Source organism: Janthinobacterium svalbardense, assembly GCF_002327145.1.
GTDB lineage: Bacteria > Pseudomonadota > Gammaproteobacteria > Burkholderiales > Burkholderiaceae_D > Janthinobacterium > Janthinobacterium tructae.
The window spans coordinates 5896754-5913469 of sequence record NZ_CP023422.1; the positions used below are offsets into that span (position 1 = coordinate 5896754).

15 protein-coding genes and 1 tRNA gene are annotated in these 16716 nt (G+C 61.3%); 12 read left to right on the forward strand and 4 right to left on the reverse strand.

Annotated features, from left to right (window positions below; all coding sequences use genetic code 11):
* Nucleotides 1–4 precede the first annotated feature (4 nt).
* From trxA to CNX70_RS26265, 5 genes are all read left to right on the forward strand, one after another.
* Nucleotides 5–331, forward strand: coding sequence for a thioredoxin TrxA (gene trxA / locus CNX70_RS26245; RefSeq protein ID WP_071075390.1), 327 nt, complete (start codon nucleotides 5–7; stop codon nucleotides 329–331).
* Nucleotides 332–486: 155 nt separating this feature from the next.
* Nucleotides 487–1749 (forward strand): transcription termination factor Rho, encoded by a 1263-nt coding sequence (gene rho, locus CNX70_RS26250; protein WP_034746249.1) that lies wholly within the window; start codon nucleotides 487–489, stop codon nucleotides 1747–1749.
* A gap of 234 nt (nucleotides 1750–1983) precedes the next feature.
* Nucleotides 1984–2253 (forward strand): type B 50S ribosomal protein L31, encoded by a 270-nt coding sequence (locus CNX70_RS26255; protein WP_010401544.1) that lies wholly within the window; start codon nucleotides 1984–1986, stop codon nucleotides 2251–2253.
* A gap of 153 nt (nucleotides 2254–2406) precedes the next feature.
* Nucleotides 2407–4131: an ArnT family glycosyltransferase gene (locus CNX70_RS26260; RefSeq protein ID WP_096237958.1), complete on the forward strand. Its 1725-nt coding sequence runs from the start codon at nucleotides 2407–2409 to the stop codon at nucleotides 4129–4131.
* Nucleotides 4132–4266: 135 nt separating this feature from the next.
* Nucleotides 4267–5247, forward strand: a complete 981-nt coding sequence (locus tag CNX70_RS26265; protein ID WP_096237959.1) for a choice-of-anchor A family protein — start codon at nucleotides 4267–4269, stop codon at nucleotides 5245–5247.
* Nucleotides 5248–5323: 76 nt separating this feature from the next.
* Here CNX70_RS26265 and CNX70_RS26270 read toward each other — a convergent pair whose 3' ends face one another.
* Entirely contained in the window at nucleotides 5324–7003 is a 1680-nt protein-coding gene (locus CNX70_RS26270) for an AMP-binding protein (RefSeq protein WP_096237960.1), read from the reverse strand.
* Nucleotides 7004–7136: 133 nt separating this feature from the next.
* On the opposite strand from CNX70_RS26270, the gene CNX70_RS26275 reads away from it, so the two are divergent.
* From CNX70_RS26275 to CNX70_RS26285, 3 genes are all read left to right on the forward strand, one after another.
* A complete protein-coding gene (locus CNX70_RS26275) occupies nucleotides 7137–9500 on the forward strand; it encodes a DNA polymerase II (RefSeq protein WP_096237961.1) in 2364 nt (787 codons plus the stop codon).
* Between the two features lie 263 nt (nucleotides 9501–9763).
* On the forward strand, nucleotides 9764–11080 hold the full coding sequence (locus CNX70_RS26280; RefSeq protein ID WP_096237962.1) for an enoyl ACP reductase FabMG family protein: 1317 nt from the start codon (nucleotides 9764–9766) through the stop codon (nucleotides 11078–11080).
* 324 nt (nucleotides 11081–11404) lie between these two features.
* Nucleotides 11405–11491 (forward strand) — tRNA-Leu (locus CNX70_RS26285).
* 221 nt (nucleotides 11492–11712) lie between these two features.
* On the opposite strand, the gene CNX70_RS26290 is transcribed toward CNX70_RS26285, so the two are convergent.
* From CNX70_RS26290 to CNX70_RS26300, 3 genes are all read right to left on the reverse strand, one after another.
* Nucleotides 11713–11958: a hypothetical protein gene (locus tag CNX70_RS26290; RefSeq protein WP_071075378.1), complete on the reverse strand. Its 246-nt coding sequence runs from the start codon at nucleotides 11956–11958 to the stop codon at nucleotides 11713–11715.
* Between the two features lie 666 nt (nucleotides 11959–12624).
* Nucleotides 12625–13203 carry an NnrU family protein gene (locus CNX70_RS26295; RefSeq protein WP_096237963.1) on the reverse strand — a complete coding sequence of 193 codons (579 nt, stop codon included), beginning with the start codon at nucleotides 13201–13203 and terminating at the stop codon, nucleotides 12625–12627.
* A 69-nt stretch (nucleotides 13204–13272) separates the two neighbouring features.
* Entirely contained in the window at nucleotides 13273–13665 is a 393-nt protein-coding gene (locus CNX70_RS26300; RefSeq protein WP_096237964.1) for an Imm10 family immunity protein, read from the reverse strand.
* A 147-nt stretch (nucleotides 13666–13812) separates the two neighbouring features.
* Here CNX70_RS26300 and CNX70_RS26305 point away from each other — a divergent pair, with 147 nt between their 5' ends.
* The 4 genes from CNX70_RS26305 (at nucleotide 13813) to CNX70_RS26320 (ending at nucleotide 16686) form a co-directional block, all read left to right on the forward strand.
* A complete protein-coding gene (locus tag CNX70_RS26305; protein WP_244198962.1) occupies nucleotides 13813–14229 on the forward strand; it encodes a GNAT family N-acetyltransferase in 417 nt (138 codons plus the stop codon).
* Nucleotides 14230–14237: 8 nt separating this feature from the next.
* Nucleotides 14238–14975 carry a M56 family metallopeptidase gene (locus tag CNX70_RS26310; protein WP_157751292.1) on the forward strand — a complete coding sequence of 246 codons (738 nt, stop codon included), beginning with the start codon at nucleotides 14238–14240 and terminating at the stop codon, nucleotides 14973–14975.
* Nucleotides 14976–15038: 63 nt separating this feature from the next.
* Nucleotides 15039–15539, forward strand: coding sequence for a hypothetical protein (locus CNX70_RS26315; RefSeq protein ID WP_096237966.1), 501 nt, complete (start codon nucleotides 15039–15041; stop codon nucleotides 15537–15539).
* Between the two features lie 310 nt (nucleotides 15540–15849).
* A complete protein-coding gene (locus tag CNX70_RS26320) occupies nucleotides 15850–16686 on the forward strand; it encodes a universal stress protein (protein ID WP_096237967.1) in 837 nt (278 codons plus the stop codon).
* Nucleotides 16687–16716: the final 30 nt, after the last annotated feature.

The window sequence follows — 16716 nt, forward strand, 5'->3', positions numbered from 1 at the left end:
AAATATGAGCGAAAATATCAAACACATTAGCGATGCATCTTTTGAAGCAGACGTCCTGAAATCCGACTTGCCCGTCCTGGTGGACTTCTGGGCTGAATGGTGCGGTCCCTGCAAGGCCATCGCCCCGATCCTGGAAGAAGTGGCCAAGGAATACGCCGGCCGCATCGTGATCGCCAAGATGGACGTGGACGCCAACCAGGCAGTGCCTGCCAAGTTCGGCATCCGCGGCATCCCGACCCTGATCCTGTTCAAGGATGGTGTCGCAGCTGCGCAAAAAGTGGGCGCCATGGCCAAGGGCCAGTTGACCGCTTTCGTCGACAGCAACATTTAATGTATGATAGGCAGCGCTGCGCCCGCAGCGCCGCCTGACTGGATAGACCGGGAAGCGGCTTTGCCATCATTCGTGCACAGCCTGCCCCATAATTAATCAACGCCACGCAGTCCCCTCCCCTACCTTTACATCCCGTCTCGGGACACTCAACACATATGCATTTATCCGAACTAAAGGCCCTACACGTATCCGCCCTGCTTGAGATGGCGATCGGTCTTGACATTGACAACGCAGCCCGCTTGCGCAAACAGGAGCTGATGTTCGCTATCCTGAAAAAACGCGCCAAGTCCGGCGAACAGATTTTTGGCGACGGCGCCCTGGAAGTGCTGCCAGACGGCTTCGGCTTCCTGCGCTCGCCTGACGCCAGCTACATGGCGTCCACCGATGACATTTACATCTCCCCTTCGCAAATCCGCCGCTTCAATCTGCACACCGGCGATTCGATCGAGGGCGAGGTACGGACCCCGAAAGATGGCGAACGCTATTTCGCATTGGTCAAAGTCGACAAGGTCAACGGCGAATCGCCGGAGATGTCGAAACACCGCATCCTGTTTGAAAACCTGACGCCGCTGCACCCGAACGAGCCGCTGCGCCTGGAACGTGAAATGAATGGCCAGGAAAACATCACCGGCCGTATCATCGACCTGATCGCCCCGATCGGCAAAGGCCAGCGCGGCTTGCTGGTGGCATCGCCGAAATCCGGTAAATCCGTGATCCTGCAGCACATCGCTCATGCGATCACGGCCAATCACCCGGATATCACGCTGATCGTGCTGCTGATCGACGAACGTCCGGAAGAAGTTACCGAAATGCAACGCTCCGTGCGCGGCGAAGTCGTCGCCTCGACCTTCGACGAGCCGGCCACGCGCCACGTGCAAGTAGCCGAGATGGTGCTGGAAAAAGCCAAGCGCCTGGTCGAAATGAAAAAAGACGTGGTCATCCTGCTCGACTCGATCACCCGTCTGGCCCGTGCCTACAACACCGTCATCCCTGCCTCGGGCAAGGTCCTCACCGGTGGTGTCGACGCCAACGCGCTGCAACGTCCAAAACGCTTCTTCGGCGCCGCGCGCAATATCGAAGAAGGCGGTTCGCTGACCATCATCGCCACGGCGCTGATCGAAACGGGTTCGCGCATGGATGACGTGATCTTTGAAGAATTCAAGGGTACCGGCAACATGGAAGTGCATCTGGAACGCCGTCTGGCTGAAAAACGCGTCTATCCGGCAATTAACCTGAACAAATCGGGTACCCGCCGCGAAGAACTGCTGATCAAGCCGAACGAGCTGCAAAAAATCTGGATCTTGCGCAAGTTGCTGTACTCGATGGACGAGATCGAGGCGATGGAGTTCATTTTGGATAAAATGAAGGCAACAAAAAACAATGCAGAGTTTTTTGACATGATGCGCCGCGGTGGTTAATTTGACGTGAACCCTTGAACCGCCGGGGTCGGACCCTGAGGGTCCGACCCCAGTTTCTGCCTTGGGTTATCGATGCAAGCCGCTCATTGAGCGGCTTTTTTATTGCCGCCAGCCCGAAAGCGCTATATAATCGACGGTTGCATTATTTTAAACCCTGGCAAGTGATCGGCAATCGGGTCAAGAAGCAAGACGACCGACGAAGTGCTGTTTGGCTACCAAACTAGAGAGAAGACCATGAAAGTCGATACCCATCCAGAATACCGCGAAGTTGTTTTCCACGATCTGTCGTGCGATTTCAAATTCGTTACCCGCTCGACCATCCAAACCCGCGAAAAAATCACCCACGACGGTAAAGAATACCCACTGGTGAAGATCGAGGTTTCGGCTGAATCGCACCCATTCTTCACGGGCAAGCACAAAATCGTCGATACCGCTGGTCGCGTCGAGAAGTTCCGTCAGAAGTTCGGTACCGTTGGTTCGAAAACCGCAGTCGCAGCAGGCTGATTTTTGCCGCTCTGCGGCAAAAAAAGGGCAGCTTCGGCTACCAGAGAAAAGGCAGCTACGGCTGCCTTTTTTGTCTTTGGCCGCTTTACTTTATACTCGCGCATACCCGACGCCATTCGTCGCGTCTTGCCACTATTCTGATACCGATTATCGATGAAGCCAGTCCGCCTTCCTGCCGCTGCCACACTCGCGCTGCCACGATGGGCCTTGTTTGCGCTTGGCCTGCTGTACATCCTGCCTGGCCTGATCGGCCGCGAACCGTGGAAGAACGATGACGCCGCCAGTTTCGGCATCATGTGGACCATGGCGCATGGCGGCCTGAACGACTGGCTGTGGCCCAACGTGGCCGGCTTGTCCTGGCCCGAGGAAGGCCCGCTGGCCTTTTGGCTGGGCGCCATTTTCATCAAGCTGTTCGGCTGGATCGACGGCGACGTCTTCGGCGCGCGCATGTCGACCATCGGCATCTTCGCCGTCAGCACCTTGTCCGTCTGGTACACCGCCTTCAACCTGGGCCGCCGCAATGACGCCCAGCCCCTGCGCCTGGCCTTCGGTGGCCAGCCCGAGCCGGACGATTTCGGCCGTACCCTGGCCGATGCCGCCGTGCTCATCTATCTAGGCTGCCTGGGTTTGCTGCAGCACAGCCACGACATCACGGCCGAAGCGCTGTACGTGTCCCTGATGGCCTATTTGCTGTATCGCGCCGTGCGCTATGTGGAAGGCCCGTCCATGCGCAATGCGGCCCTGCTGGGCCTGGCGCTGGGCGGCCTGACCCTCACGCGCGGCTGGATCACGCCGGCGGCGCTGAGCATCGCCCTGCTGCTGTGCACCGTCTTCCTGCGCCTGCCGCTGCTGCGCAGCATGCGCCACCTGGCGCTGGCCGTGCTCGTGTCCATCGCACTGGCCCTGGTCTGGCTGTTGCCGGGCGAACTGCTGCAGCCATACGGCCATTCGCCGCTGCAGGCATGGATGGAGTGGAATTGCCGCCAGTTCAGCGCCCCGAGCCTGAAAAGCCTGCAATATTTCTTGCGTGTCGGCATCTGGTTCTTCTGGCCCGCGTGGCCGTTCGCCGCCTGGGCCGTGTATGCCTGGCGCCGCCAGCGCCACGTGCTGCACATCGTCGTGCCGCTGACCTTTGTCGCCATGCTGGCCATCCTGGGTCTGTGCCACCCCGATCCCGAACCGAGCCAGCTGTTGCCCCTGCTGCCGCCGCTGGCCGTGATGGCCGCGTTCGGCCTGCTGACCATGAAACGGGGCGCCATCAACGCCATCGACTGGTTCTCCGTCATGGTGCTGACCATCTGCGCCATCGTACTGTGGCTGTTCTGGTTCGCCATCCTGACGGGCTGGCCGCCGCAACAGGCCCACAATGCACTGAAACTCGTGCCAGGATTCAAGCCCGAGCTGGAACTGGTGGCCTTCTTCGTGGCCGCTGGCGTCACGGCCGGCTGGATCGCCCTGGTGCACTGGCGCATCTCGCGCCAGCCTGCCGTGCTGTGGCGCGCCGTGGTGCTGTCGTCCGGCGGCCTGATCCTGATCTGGGTCCTGATCATGACGCTGTTCCTGCCGCCGCTGAACTACAGCAAGAGCTACGCCAGCGTGGCGCACCAGATTTCCATCCATCTGCCGCCAGGCAGCAAGTGCATCAACAGCAACGTCGGCGCCGCCCAGCGCGCCTCGTTCGCCTACTACGGCCACCTGCCGTTTGCCAGCGTGGAGCAGCAGCAATGCGATGTGTTCTTGTTGCAAGACAGCATCAAGGTTCCTGACAGTAAGGAACAGCTGCCCGAGCATCACGGCGCGGACTGGATCAAACTATGGGAGGGCCGCCGCCCCACCGACAATGTGGAGCGCTTCCGCCTGTACCAGCGCGTCAGGTAACACACGAATGTTGCCTTTAAGTATAGTCAATTAGCTAAAATGAACGACAATTGCTTTTTATATTATAATGTCGTCCAGCGCGATGGCGGTGTACTTGCTTTCCCGCCCTTCCGTCCCTATTACTAGAGAATATTTATGACATTTTTTGCCTCACGCACCTTGCCGCTCATCAGCGCCGCCCTGTTCGCTTTTTCCTTCAGCTCCTCGGCCCAGGCGACCGTGATTGACCTCGGTGTCGCCAACGGCTACTCGGCCTTCATCTTCGGCAACATCGGCAGCAGCAACGCCAGCGGCTTTACCAGCGTCGGCGGCAGCCTGGCCGCTGGCGGCAGTATCTACCTGGACGGCTACAGCGTCGGCACGAACAAGAAGCCGGGCAGCGCCGCCAACACGCTGGTTGCCGGTAGCAACCTGAACATCGGCGGCGGCAGCATCAACGGCACGGGCGTCTACGGCGTGAGCAATGCCAACGGCAGCGTGACTGCGCCATCGTGGTACCCAACGGGCACCTTCAGCAAGGGCAATGCCTCCACCCTGGACTTTGCAGCGGCCCAGCAGCAACTGACGACCCTGTCGGGCGATGTGGCCAAGCTGCAATCGAACGGCACCGTGATCTCCCAATACGGCGGCTTCAAGCTGGTGGGCGACGTCAACGCCGACGTGAATGTCTTCACGATCGATGCGGACAACCTGCATAACCTGATCCTGGACGTATCGTCGCTGAAAAGCACGGCCAGCATCATCATCAACGGCACGGCCACCAAAATCACCATGAGCGGCGGCTTCGACAATTTCACCAGTTTCGCTGATCGCACGCTGTTCAACTTCGCCAACGCCACCACCACCAGCCTGCAGAACGTCGGCATCAACGGCAGCATCCTGGCGCCGAACAGCGCTTTCTCGGGTTCGGGCAACATGAATGGCACCCTGATCGCCAATTCGGTCAGCTCGGTCAATTATGGCCACGTTTCCATGAACGGCTCCGGCTTCAATACGGTCAACGTCTCGGCCGTGCCGGAACCAGGCACCTGGGCCATGCTGCTGGCCGGTCTGGGCTTGCTGGCATTCATGCGCCGCCGCACGCCAGCGCGCGCACCGCAAGCGCAACTGGCCTGAGCTTCACGCTGCAGCCATCAAAAAAACACCGGGCCGCGCGAGCGTCCCGGTGTTTTTTTATGTGCTGGCGATAGGATTATTCCGCGCTCAGCCCCAGATCCGTGGCAACTTGCTGGCGCAACAAATATTTCTGGATCTTGCCCGTCACCGTCATGGGAAATTCCTCGACGAAGCGCACATAGCGGGGAATTTTGTAATAGGCGATCTGCCCGTCGCAAAAGGCGCGGATATCCTCGCTGGTGGCCTGCGTGCCCGGCCGCAGGATGATGCAGGCGCACAGTTCTTCACCATACTTGGCATCGGGCACGCCCACGCATTGCACGTCGAGCACGCTCGGGTGGCGGTACAGGAATTCCTCCACCTCGCGCGGATAGATGTTTTCACCGCCACGGATGACCATGTCTTTCGAGCGGCCGACGATGCTGCAAAAACCGTTCTCATCGATGACGGCCAGGTCGCCCGTGTGCATCCAGCGCGCCGTGTCGATGGCCTCATTTGTTTTTTCCGGGTCACCCCAGTAGCCCTGCATCACGGAATAGCCGCGCGTGAGCAATTCGCCCTTCTCGCCGCGCGGCACGATCCGGCCTTCCGCATCGACGATTTTCACTTCCAGGTGCGGGTGCACGCGGCCAATCGAGGACACGCGCATTTCGCGCGGGTCTTCGATCGCCGTCTGGAAACTGACGGGCGACGTTTCCGTCATGCCATACGCGATGGTGATTTCCGCCATGTGCATCAATTCGATGACCCGCGTCATGACTTCCATCGGACACGGCGAGCCGGCCATGATGCCGGTGCGCAAATTCGACAGATCGTATTGTTTGAAATCAGGATGGTCGAGGATGGCGATGAACATGGTCGGCACGCCATGCAGCCCCGTGCAGCGCTCGGCCTGCACCGTTTCCAGCACGGCCTTCGGATCGAAACCTTCGCCCGGAAACACCATGGCAGCGCCATGCGTGACGCACGCCAGGTTGCCCAGCACCATGCCGAAACAGTGGTACAGGGGCACGGGTATGCACAAGCGGTCGCGTTGCGTCAGGCGCATGGCTTCGCCAATGAAAAAACCGTTGTTCAGGATATTGTGGTGCGTCAAGGTGGCGCCCTTCGGCGCGCCCGTGGTGCCGGAAGTGAACTGAATGTTGACCGCGTCGTCAAACTGCAAGGTGGCGCTGACGTCTGCCAGGTGCGCCAGGTCGGCGTCCGTGATGCCGTCCATCACCGCGTCGAAGTTATGCATGCCCGGTGTGGCGGCCGTGCCCAGGCGGATGACGTGGCGCAATTGCGGCAAGCGCGGCGACTGCAGGGCGCCCGCACGCGAACGGGCGATCTCCGGCACCACGTCTTGCACGATGGCCAGGTAGTCGCTGGACTTGAAGCTGGGCGACAGGATCAGCGCGCTGCATTGCACCTTGTCGAGCACGTATTCGAGTTCCGAACGGCGGTAGGCGGGGTTGATGTTGACCATGATCAAACCGGCTTGCGCCGTGGCGAACTGGGTCAGCACCCATTCGGCGCAATTTTGCGACCAGATGCCAACCCGGTCGCCCGGCTGCAAGCCCAGTTTCAGCAAGCCGGCGGCCAGGCGGTGCACGCGCCGCTGGAATTCCAGATACGTCCAGCGCACGTTCTGGTGCGCCACGATCAGGGCATCGTGCTGGCCGTAGCGGGCGGCGACGCCGTCCAGGTAAGCGCCTATGGTTTCGCCGATCAACGGCGTCTCGTGGGCGCCATGTACATAACTCATTGCTTGCATGCTGTCTCCAGGGTGTGCGGCGCGACGCGCTCTTGTTATCGTCTTCGATGCTGAAAATTATAGCCGCAACCGCCCCCGCCCTGCACCGGCTTGCTGTAATGTGCAGGCCAGCACACCAGACATTCACGGCACCATGACAGGCAACGCGCAGCACCCGCCCGAACAGGGCTTTATTTTGACCCGCCACTGGCGCGACACGCCCGCCGGCACGGAAGTCGATTTCTGGCTGGCAACAGACGCCGGGCCGCGCCACGTGCGCCTGCCCGTGCAGACGGCCGTCGCCTTCCTTCCCATGGAGCAGCGCGAGCAGGCGGAACTGTTGCTGCGCGGCGAGCGCCACGCCGAGTTGCGGCCCCTGTCGCTGTGCGATTTTCACCATCGTCCCGTGCTGGGGCTGTACTGCAAGCAATACCGGCATTTGCTGAAGCTGGAAAAGCAGTTGCGCGCGCACGGTATCGATGTGTACGAAGCCGACATCCGCCCACCCGAGCGCTACTTGATGGAGCGTTTCATTACGGCGCCGGTAAGCGTCAAAGGAGAAACAGGGCAGGAAGTGCAGCTGAGGCCGTCGCCCGGCTACCGCCCCACATTAAAACTGGCATCGCTCGATATCGAGACGACGGCGCATGGCGAGCTGTATTCGCTGGCACTGGAAGGCTGCGGCCAGCGCCAGGTCTACATGCTGGGGCCGCCAAACGGCGGCGCCGAGACACTCGATTTCGACCTCGCATACTGCGACAGCCGCGCACAGATCCTCGAACGTCTGAACACGTGGATGGAAGAGCACGATCCGGACGCCATCATCGGCTGGAACCTGGTGCAGTTCGACTTGCGCGTGCTCAAGGAACATGCCGAGCGCTATCAAATTCCCTTGCGGCTGGGACGCGGTGGCGCCGTGATGGAATGGCGCGAGCATGGCGGCAAGCAGGAACACTATTTTGCCGCCGCCGCGGGACGCCTGATCATCGACGGCATCGAAGCATTAAAATCGGCGACGTGGAACTTTTCCTCGTTCAGCCTGGAAAACGTGGCGCAAACGCTGTTGGGCGAAGGCAAGTCCATCGACAATCCCTACCAGCGCATGGCCGAAATCGACCGGCGGTTCCGCGAGGATAAACCGGCACTCGCGCGCTACAACCTCAAGGATTGCGAGCTGGTCACGCGCATCTTCGCGAAAACCGAGTTGCTGACGTTCTTGCTGGAACGGGCCAGCGTGACGGGGCTGGCCGCCGACCGCAGCGGCGGCTCCGTGGCCGCCTTCGAACATTTGTACTTGCCGCTGATGCACCGGCAGGGCTATGTGGCGCCCAACCTGGGCGATATCTCGGGCGAAAACAGCCCTGGCGGCTTCGTCATGGATTCCCAGTCGGGCCTGTACGACTCCGTGCTGGTGCTCGACTACAAAAGCCTGTACCCGTCCATCATCCGCACCTTCCTGATCGATCCCGTGGGACTGGTGGTGGGCACCAGCGGCGACGAAGCCGATACCGTGCCCGGCTATCGAGGCGCGCAGTTTTCGCGTGTAAAACATTGCCTGCCCACCATCGTGGAACAAGTGTGGCAAGGGCGCGAGACGGCCAAGCGTGAGCGCAACGCGCCCCTGTCGCAAGCGTTAAAAATCATCATGAATGCGTTCTATGGCGTGCTGGGATCGAGTGGCTGCCGCTTTTTCGACCCGCGCCTGGCCTCGTCGATCACCCTGCGCGGTCACGACATCATGCACCGCACGCGCGAGCTGATCACCGAACAGGGGTATCAAGTCATCTATGGCGACACGGATTCCACCTTCGTGTGGCTGAAAACGGCGCATACGGATGAAGAGGCGGGCAAGATCGGCCGCGCCCTGGTGACGCACGTCAACGCCTGGTGGGATGCACATCTGCGCGAGGAATTCGGCCTGGAGAATGCGCTGGAGCTGGAATTCGAGACGCATTACCGGCGTTTCCTGATGCCTACCATCCGCGGCTCGGAAGAAGGCAGCAAGAAGCGCTATGCGGGCCTGGTGGGCAAGCCGGACGGCAGCGAACAGATGGTCTACAAGGGTCTGGAAACGGTGCGCAGCGACTGGACACCGCTGGCGCAGCAATTCCAGCAAGAGTTATACCGGCGCATCTTCCAGCGTGCCGCCTACCAGGATTATGTGCGCGACTACGTGGCGCGCACCGTACGCGGCGAATGCGACGCCTTATTGGTCTACCGCAAGCGCTTGCGCCGTCCCCTCGGTGATTACCAGCGCAACGTGCCGCCCCACGTGCGCGCGGCGCGCACGGCCGACGCCTACAACCTGGCGCAGGGCCGGCCGCTGCAATACCAGAACGGCGGGTGGATCAGCTATGTCATCACGGTGGCAGGGCCGGAACCGCTGGAAACGCAGCGCTCGCCCATCGACTACCATCACTACCTGACACGCCAGCTGCAGCCGGTGGCCGACGCGATCCTGCCCTTCCTGGGCGACGACTTTTCGCGCCTCGTGTCCGGGCAGCAGGATTTGTTTTAGGTCAATTTTACTGACCCGCATGGCCAAGCTGGGGTAATATCGGCGCCTGCCAGGCCAGTGGGCGGGCGCTGTGCGCCGGGGCAGCGTAAAATACGCCATGGCGAAAGAATAAGAGCTCCACCGCAGAAGAAGAAGCCGTTCCAGACGAGAATCGTTCGCAACATGATTTTCCCGGCTGAAATGGCGCATAATTTACAACTATGTTGAACCAGCGGGCAGTAGGAATAGCCATCTGCCTGCTAATTTTTGAATGAATTGACACCATGACCGAGATTACGTCCTTAAGAGACATCCCGCAAAAAAATATCTTCCGCAAGGGCGACACCTTTGTGCTGTTCGGCGAGCTGTTCGGCCGCGGCTATGTGAATGGTTTGCTGGACGAAGCGCGCAAGGCGGGCATGAATATCGTCGGCATGACGGTCGGCCGCCGCGATGAAAACATGGCGCTGCGCCCATTGAACGCGGAAGAACTGGCGGAAGCCGAAGCCAACCTGGGCGGGCGCATCATCAATGTGCCGCTGATGGCCGGTTTCGACCTCGATGCGCCTGCCGGCGAACCGACGCCGACGGCCCTGCTGGCCGACATGACCCTGAAAAGCTGGCAAGAAGACAAGCTGGACTGGGCGCAGATCGAACGCTGCCGCGAAGCCGGCATCGCCCGCTTCAGCGCTTCCGTGGCGAAAGCCATGGCCGAGCTGGACAGCCTGATTCCTGACGGCAGCAATGTGTATTTCGCCCACACCATGGCTGGCGGCATTCCAAAGGTCAAGGTCTTCCTGGCGATTGCCAACCGCATCTACAAAGGCCGCGGCGAGCGCTTCATGTCCTCGCGCGCCCTGCTCGACAGCGACCTGGGTAAATTGATCCTGATGAACTTCGACGAAGTCACGGCCAACACCCTGCAGCACCTGATCGACGGCAGCGCCGCCATCCGCGCCCGCATCGAGCAAACAGGCGGCCAGGTGCGCTACAGCGCCTACGGTTACCACGGCACCGAGATCTTGATCGACGGCAAATACCAATGGCAAACGTATAGCAACTACACGCAAGGCCTGGCCAAGAAGCGCCTGGAAAACGTGGCCAAGGCCGCGTGGGAAAAAGGCATCAAGGCCACCGTGTTCAACTGCCCGGAAATCCGCACGAATTCGTCCGACATTTTTGTCGGTGTGGAACTGTCGCTGTTCCCCCTGCTCGTCGCGCTGAAAAAAGAAGGCGGCGCAGCCTGGGCCGAAGAGCAATGGAAAATCTGCCAGGGCTTGCTGGAAGACGGCGTCTCGCTGCAAGACTTGCTCGACCGTATCGCCACCTACAACGGCGACGCCACCAGCGTGCAGTTCCGCAACTTCGCCGCCTGGCCAATGGACAACACGCCAGAACTGGCCGACGTCATGATCGGCACCTCGGACGAGATCACCAAGCTGCACAAGGACCGCAAGGAACTCATCACCGACCACCTGAGCTCGCTGGTACTGGAAGGCACGGGCCCGCTGATGTTCCACACCATGTCGGAACCGCCAGCGCCCGTCATCTGGCTCAACCACGACATCATTGCACGCCAGCTGAACTCGGTTCACAACTGAGCTTGATGTAGCCTAAGGCAAGCTGCAAGACACCGACGGCCCGGCTCATCCCGGGCCGTCGGCGTTTCCGGCACCGCGTGGATGCCCGCACGATGGATACGCCGCCATCGCAGGCAGCTGCTACTTGGCCACCAGGAAGGCACTGGGGAGATTGGTATCGACGGCCGCGCGCCAGTCTTCCAGGCAGGACGGCTGGCCAGGCGCGGCACTGCGCTTCTTGCGCTGGAGGCGGCGCCGTCAAGCATGCTCAATGCTGGTGTAAAACACACGCCAAGCATAAAACTTGCCAGATTGTGACAAATCAGCGATAATGCGTCTCGCGTTGCCGGGATGGCGGAATAGGTAGACGCACGGGACTCAAAATCCCGCGCTGGAAACAGCGTGCCGGTTCGATTCCGGCTCCCGGCACCACCAGACACATCGAAGAAGTACCGATAAAGCCATTAAATCCAATAAAATCAAGGATTTAGTGGCTTTTTTCTTGTCCATTCATTCCGAACACCAGCGATTACTCCCAATAGCGCCCGATAGCGCTGCAGCGAGGCGCGCCATGAACCGCCTGCCGCTGCTGCCCTAGCCGCAGCGGGGATTTGCGGCCGCATCATTGAATAGCGGCCGACGATTCCTTGCCATCATGAATAGCTCATTTCCAGACCGGCCATCCTGACAACGAAGAAGGTGACGATCCCCAAGGCCAGGAGCAACAGCATGAAGACTGCGACCACCTTGCCGCTGGCGCGCAGCACCGCGCGATTCTGCTTCGCCTTATCCTGATCCTTCTTCCCTTGATCGTAATGCCACTTGATGGCGAAGAACATGCCCGTGCCGAGCACGAGAGCCTTGAAGGTAACTAAGACTATGGGGGTCCAATCGATCATTTTGAGTCTTTCCAGTTTATTACTTGACACTATCTATCGTGAGGAGCACTACCTCAAAATGCTGCTTCAGCAGCTTCTGTTCCAACCATCCCCCAGACATCCTGTTTGACTCTTTCATTATATCCACCTATGAAATACCAATGGCATCGGGCGCAGTGATGGGCCGAATGCGGATGAGAGAGGAGAAAACGTCAGCGACTGCCATGCAAGGATGCTGCTGTACATTCTGCAGCATACTACTTCAAAACAATTTCCATACATTGAGACAAAATGTCCCAGTTGAAAACCATGCAAGATGATCATTTGGCTATCTGCTTGCCGTAATTGGCCGGGAACGAGGGAGCGGGCACAGCAGCAGGGAAGCTGCCGCCTAAGGCTTAATGCCGTTCAGATAGCGCCCCTACGCGACCAGTAGACCTGCAAACCGGATTAAAGCCCCAGTCGCCCGCACAGGTGTACCGGGCCGAGCGAGCCTGAAAAATGTCGAGGGCAAGGCGCAGCGACGAAGACAGTACGCATGTACGGCGAGGAGCTGCAACGCCGCCATCGGCATTTTCTCGGGCTCGCGTCTCCGGCCCGCCATTTTTACGTTTTTACGCCTTACACCTTTGCCTTTAAATGCGTCGGACAGCTTAACTGAACGGCATTACCGCCTAAGGCTAGTACTTAGCCAAACGGCCGCACGCCAAACAGCACGCCATGCAGCCAGAACGCCAGCAGCAGCCACAGCGCGACCCCGGCGCCGATGGCGATCAAGGTGCCTTGCATGGTGCCGCCAGGGTACGCCACGCCGGCCGCGCGGTCGCGCCGCACGGCGGCATACAGATCCACTGACGACCAGACGAGGAAGCCGCCGAACAGCAGCACGTCGGCCACGCTGCCATTGGCCAGCAGATGCGCCACGGCCCAGAGTTGCGTGCCCAGCAGCATGGGGTGGTGCACCCAGGTCTTGATGCGGTTGCGCGGCACATTGGCCGCCGCCAATAAAATCAGCGAGAACAGCATCAGCAGGGCGCTGGCGTGGCGCAAGCCCATGGGCGGCGTCCACAGCACCAGCGGCTGCTGGCGCGCCAGGGCGTAGCCCCAGATGATCAGGCCCAACCCGGCGAACGCCACGAGCGAATACAGCCCCTTCCAGCGCTTTTCGCCGAGGCGCGCCAGCTGGGCGCTGCGCCAGCCGTCGGCGACGATGCGCACCGAGTGCAAGCCCAGGAACAGCAGCAAACCGAGTATCAGCACCGTCATCGTCTTCCCTCCCAGTCAATAGCAGCTAAGGAGCATAGACGACGCCATGGCCGGCGTCGTCCGCGCAGATCAACGTTCCTCGCGATAGTAGTCGCAGCCCTCGAACGTGGTGCGCAGCGCCTGCTGCAGCTGGGCGTAGCGCTCCGGCGTCAAATTGAAACGCACGTCGATCTGGCCGTCGTCATCCATCTGCATGGCCGCCTCGGCATCCATCTGCACGGACAAGCGGTTCGGATGCAGGATCACGGCATGCATGTGGCCATACCAGGCAAATTCCTGGCCGCAATATTCAATATAGGGTTCGTCCATGCCCATGGCGACGTCCTGCTCGTCATACTCGTCGGCGCGCTGCAGCATCAGATAGACGGGTTCGCCTTTGCCGGCCGGTGCTGCCAGGGTGGTGATCAGGGCGTCGTCTTCATTCATAACGGACAACTCGGTGGCGGTAAATCCTGCGGACATGGCGTGCTTTCAACAAATAGGGGGATGACGCCACCATAGCGCAAAAGCGACCCGGACGACATAGGCGCGGGCGAATAAAGCGTGCCGTCACGAAAATCCATCGCCGCCTATAATTACCGCTCCAAACTATTTCCACAGGAGACAGCCTTGACCGCAACATCGCCCTACACCATCCGCCTGGCCATTCCCGCCATCGCCACTTACCAGCACCTGCGCGTCGCCGCCGGCATGAGCGCGAAAACCGCGGAGGCGGCGGCCAAGGGCTTGCCCAACTCCCTGTTTGCCGTGCAAGTGCTGCTGGGCGACGAAGTGGTGGGCATGGGCCGCATCATCGGCGATGGCGGCTGCTTCTTCCAGGTGACCGATATCGCCGTGCTGCCCGCGCACCAGGGCAAGGGCCTGGGCAAGCGCATCATGGGCGAGATCATGCAATTCATCGAGACGGACGTCCCGCAAAGCGCGTATGTCAGCCTGATCGCCGATGGCCAGGCGCAAGAGCTGTATGCGCAATTCGGCTTCAAGCATACGGCGCCCGTCTCCGTCGGCATGGCGCTGGTACGCTAGTGCCGGCCATGCTGGCTGCCAGCATGGCGCTGGCGCTGCTGTTGAGCGCCGCCGCCTGGCGCGCCGAGCGCCTGCTGCAGCGGCGCGGGCGCACGACGCGCTGGCTGTGGCTGGCGGCCATCGCAGCCTCCGTCATCGTGCCGCTGGCGTGGCTGCCCGGCGTGCTGGCGGTCATGCCTGCGACACAATCGCAGCTGAAACTGGGCTGGTTTGTCTTATCAAGCGGCATGCTGATGCTGTTGGTGCTGCGCAGCGCCTGGCTGCTGTCGCACCAGCGCCGCTGGCAAAAAACCACCTTGCTGGGTACGCCCGTGTACTTGAGCGGCGGCATCGGCCCTTGCGTGGCGGGGCTGCTGCGGCCGCGCATCGTGATGCCCGTCTGGCTGCAACTGATTCCACCCCGGCAGCAGGCGCTGCTGCTGGCGCACGCACAATGCCGGCTGGCCGCGCGCGACCCGCAGTTGCTGGCCCTGGCCTACGCCTTGATCGTGCTCATGCCCTGGAACCTGCCCCTGTGGTGGCAGCTGCACCGGCTACGCTTTGCCATCGAAGTCGATTGCGACGCGCGCATGCTGGCGCACGGCCACGCGCTGCGCGACTATGCCACGGTGCTGCGTCGGCACGGCCAGTATTATTCGGGCTTGACGGGCGCCGCGCCCATCGTGCTGGGCGACCCGCGCGCGCTGCGCCGGCGCCGCCATCTGATGGCCAGATTTAGCGGGAAGCAGGCAGCGAACTTGCTATAGTAGCGGCAACGCCGGGCGGCGCGCCCGCGTTCCCGGCTCCCCCTTAGAAATCAGAGAGATACCATGCTTTACCTGCTTGCCATCGTGATCGTCATCGCCCTGCTGTACTACGTTTTCAGCGGCCGCACGCCCATCAAACCGCTGCACAAGCCACTCGTCTCGGTGCGCCAGTATGTGCCGGCGATTCCCGCAGGCGCCCCCGCGCACCACTGGAACGACGAGGGGCGCTTTGCGTCGGAAGTGGAAAACGAAGCGATGTACCAGAGCGCCATCGCCAAACTGGCCGGCGAACACGGTCCCGGCAACGCGGAAGAAAAATGCCTGGCCCTGCTCGTCTGCGACGATGCCAACCCGTTCCAGGACAAGGCCATCGCCGTCTTCATCGATGGCCAGTTGGTCGGCTACCTGTCGCACAACGACGCCCTGCGCCTGCGCCGCAACCTGGGCCGCATGGATCTGGTGGGCCAGCTGACCTCGTGCGACGCCGTCATCCGTGGCGGCGGCCTGTGGAACGGCAAGCGCCTGTCGTATGCCGTCTGGCTGGACTTGCAGCCCTACAATTAAGTGAACTCCCGCCACGGCCAGCGTTGTTGCGTCACACAAAGAAGTGCCGGACAGATGGCGCCGGCGCCGATGCAGACCACTGGAAGTGGCAAGGAGTTCGATGCCATTATGACTGGCGACGGGGTCGGCATTTTGATGCACATCAAACAGCTCGCAATTTCCTGGCCGTGGCCTTGCGGAAGGCCACGGTCCGTGTTTTCTTGACCCACGTCAAGCCCAGCATAAGAAAATCCCTAGCCACTACGGCAATGCTGGACTTGCCGGCGTTGTCGTTCTAGCCTTGTTGCCATCCTGACTACCGAGTGACAACATGGCTTACAAATCCATCCTCGTCCACGCCGACCTGTCGCGCCATGCGCCGCAGCGCATCGCCATCGCGGCGCGACTGGCGCACGCGCACCAGGCGCACCTGATCGGCGCGGCGATGACGGGCCTGTCGCGCTTTACCCTGGAAAACAACCGCGGCATGCGCGGCGGCGCCGTGGCGGCGCAGATCAACGCCCTGCATGGGCAGGCGGAACAGGCGCTGGACCAGTTCGAAACGCTGGCGCGCCAGGCCGGCGCCGTCTCGCTCGAACGGCGCCTGATCGAAGACGATGAAGATGGCGGCATGGCCGTCAGCGCCCGCTACAGCGACTTGACAGTGCTCAGCCAGCACGACGACAGCGAAGCACTGCCCGGTGCCATGAGCGACCTGGTGCCGTATGTGATGCTGAACGCGGCCCGTCCCGTGCTGATCGTGCCGCGCAGCGGCCAATTTTCGGAAGTCAACAACACCGTGGTGGTGGCCTGGGATGGCGGCATGGAAGCGACGCGCGCCATCGGCCACGCCCTGCCGCTCTTGCGCGCGGCGCGCCTGGTGGTGCTGGCGCTACTGCACCCGCCCGCTGGCCATGCGCAGCCAGCCCGCCATCCGGGCGCCGACATCGCCGCCTACCTGAGCCGCCATGGCGTGCCCGTGGAAGTGCGCTCCGCCATCGCCACGGGCGACGTCGGCGCGGCGCTGCTGGCCATGGCTGCCGAAGTGCATGCGAACCTGCTGGTGATGGGTGGCTACGGCCACGCGCGCTTCCGCGAAATTTTATTGGGCGGCGTGACGGAAACCGTGCTGCGCCAGATGACGGTACCCGTGCTGATGGCGCACTGACGTAAAAAAAGCCGCGCCACCCTGGCGGAT

Excerpts from the sequence above, each read along its gene's own strand:
- trxA (WP_071075390.1), top strand. The coding sequence starts at position 5 with ATGAGCGAAAATATCAAACACATTAGCGATGCATCTTTTGAAGCAGAC.
- rho (WP_034746249.1), top strand. The coding sequence starts at position 487 with ATGCATTTATCCGAACTAAAGGCCCTACACGTATCCGCCCTGCTTGAG.
- CNX70_RS26255 (WP_010401544.1), top strand. The coding sequence starts at position 1,984 with ATGAAAGTCGATACCCATCCAGAATACCGCGAAGTTGTTTTCCACGAT.
- CNX70_RS26260 (WP_096237958.1), top strand. The coding sequence starts at position 2,407 with ATGAAGCCAGTCCGCCTTCCTGCCGCTGCCACACTCGCGCTGCCACGA.
- CNX70_RS26265 (WP_096237959.1), top strand. The coding sequence starts at position 4,267 with ATGACATTTTTTGCCTCACGCACCTTGCCGCTCATCAGCGCCGCCCTG.
- CNX70_RS26270 (WP_096237960.1), bottom strand. The coding sequence starts at position 7,003 with ATGCAAGCAATGAGTTATGTACATGGCGCCCACGAGACGCCGTTGATC.
- CNX70_RS26275 (WP_096237961.1), top strand. The coding sequence starts at position 7,137 with ATGACAGGCAACGCGCAGCACCCGCCCGAACAGGGCTTTATTTTGACC.
- CNX70_RS26280 (WP_096237962.1), top strand. The coding sequence starts at position 9,764 with ATGACCGAGATTACGTCCTTAAGAGACATCCCGCAAAAAAATATCTTC.
- CNX70_RS26290 (WP_071075378.1), bottom strand. The coding sequence starts at position 11,958 with ATGATCGATTGGACCCCCATAGTCTTAGTTACCTTCAAGGCTCTCGTG.
- CNX70_RS26295 (WP_096237963.1), bottom strand. The coding sequence starts at position 13,203 with ATGACGGTGCTGATACTCGGTTTGCTGCTGTTCCTGGGCTTGCACTCG.
- CNX70_RS26300 (WP_096237964.1), bottom strand. The coding sequence starts at position 13,665 with ATGTCCGCAGGATTTACCGCCACCGAGTTGTCCGTTATGAATGAAGAC.
- CNX70_RS26310 (WP_157751292.1), top strand. The coding sequence starts at position 14,238 with ATGCTGGCTGCCAGCATGGCGCTGGCGCTGCTGTTGAGCGCCGCCGCC.
- CNX70_RS26315 (WP_096237966.1), top strand. The coding sequence starts at position 15,039 with ATGCTTTACCTGCTTGCCATCGTGATCGTCATCGCCCTGCTGTACTAC.
- CNX70_RS26320 (WP_096237967.1), top strand. The coding sequence starts at position 15,850 with ATGGCTTACAAATCCATCCTCGTCCACGCCGACCTGTCGCGCCATGCG.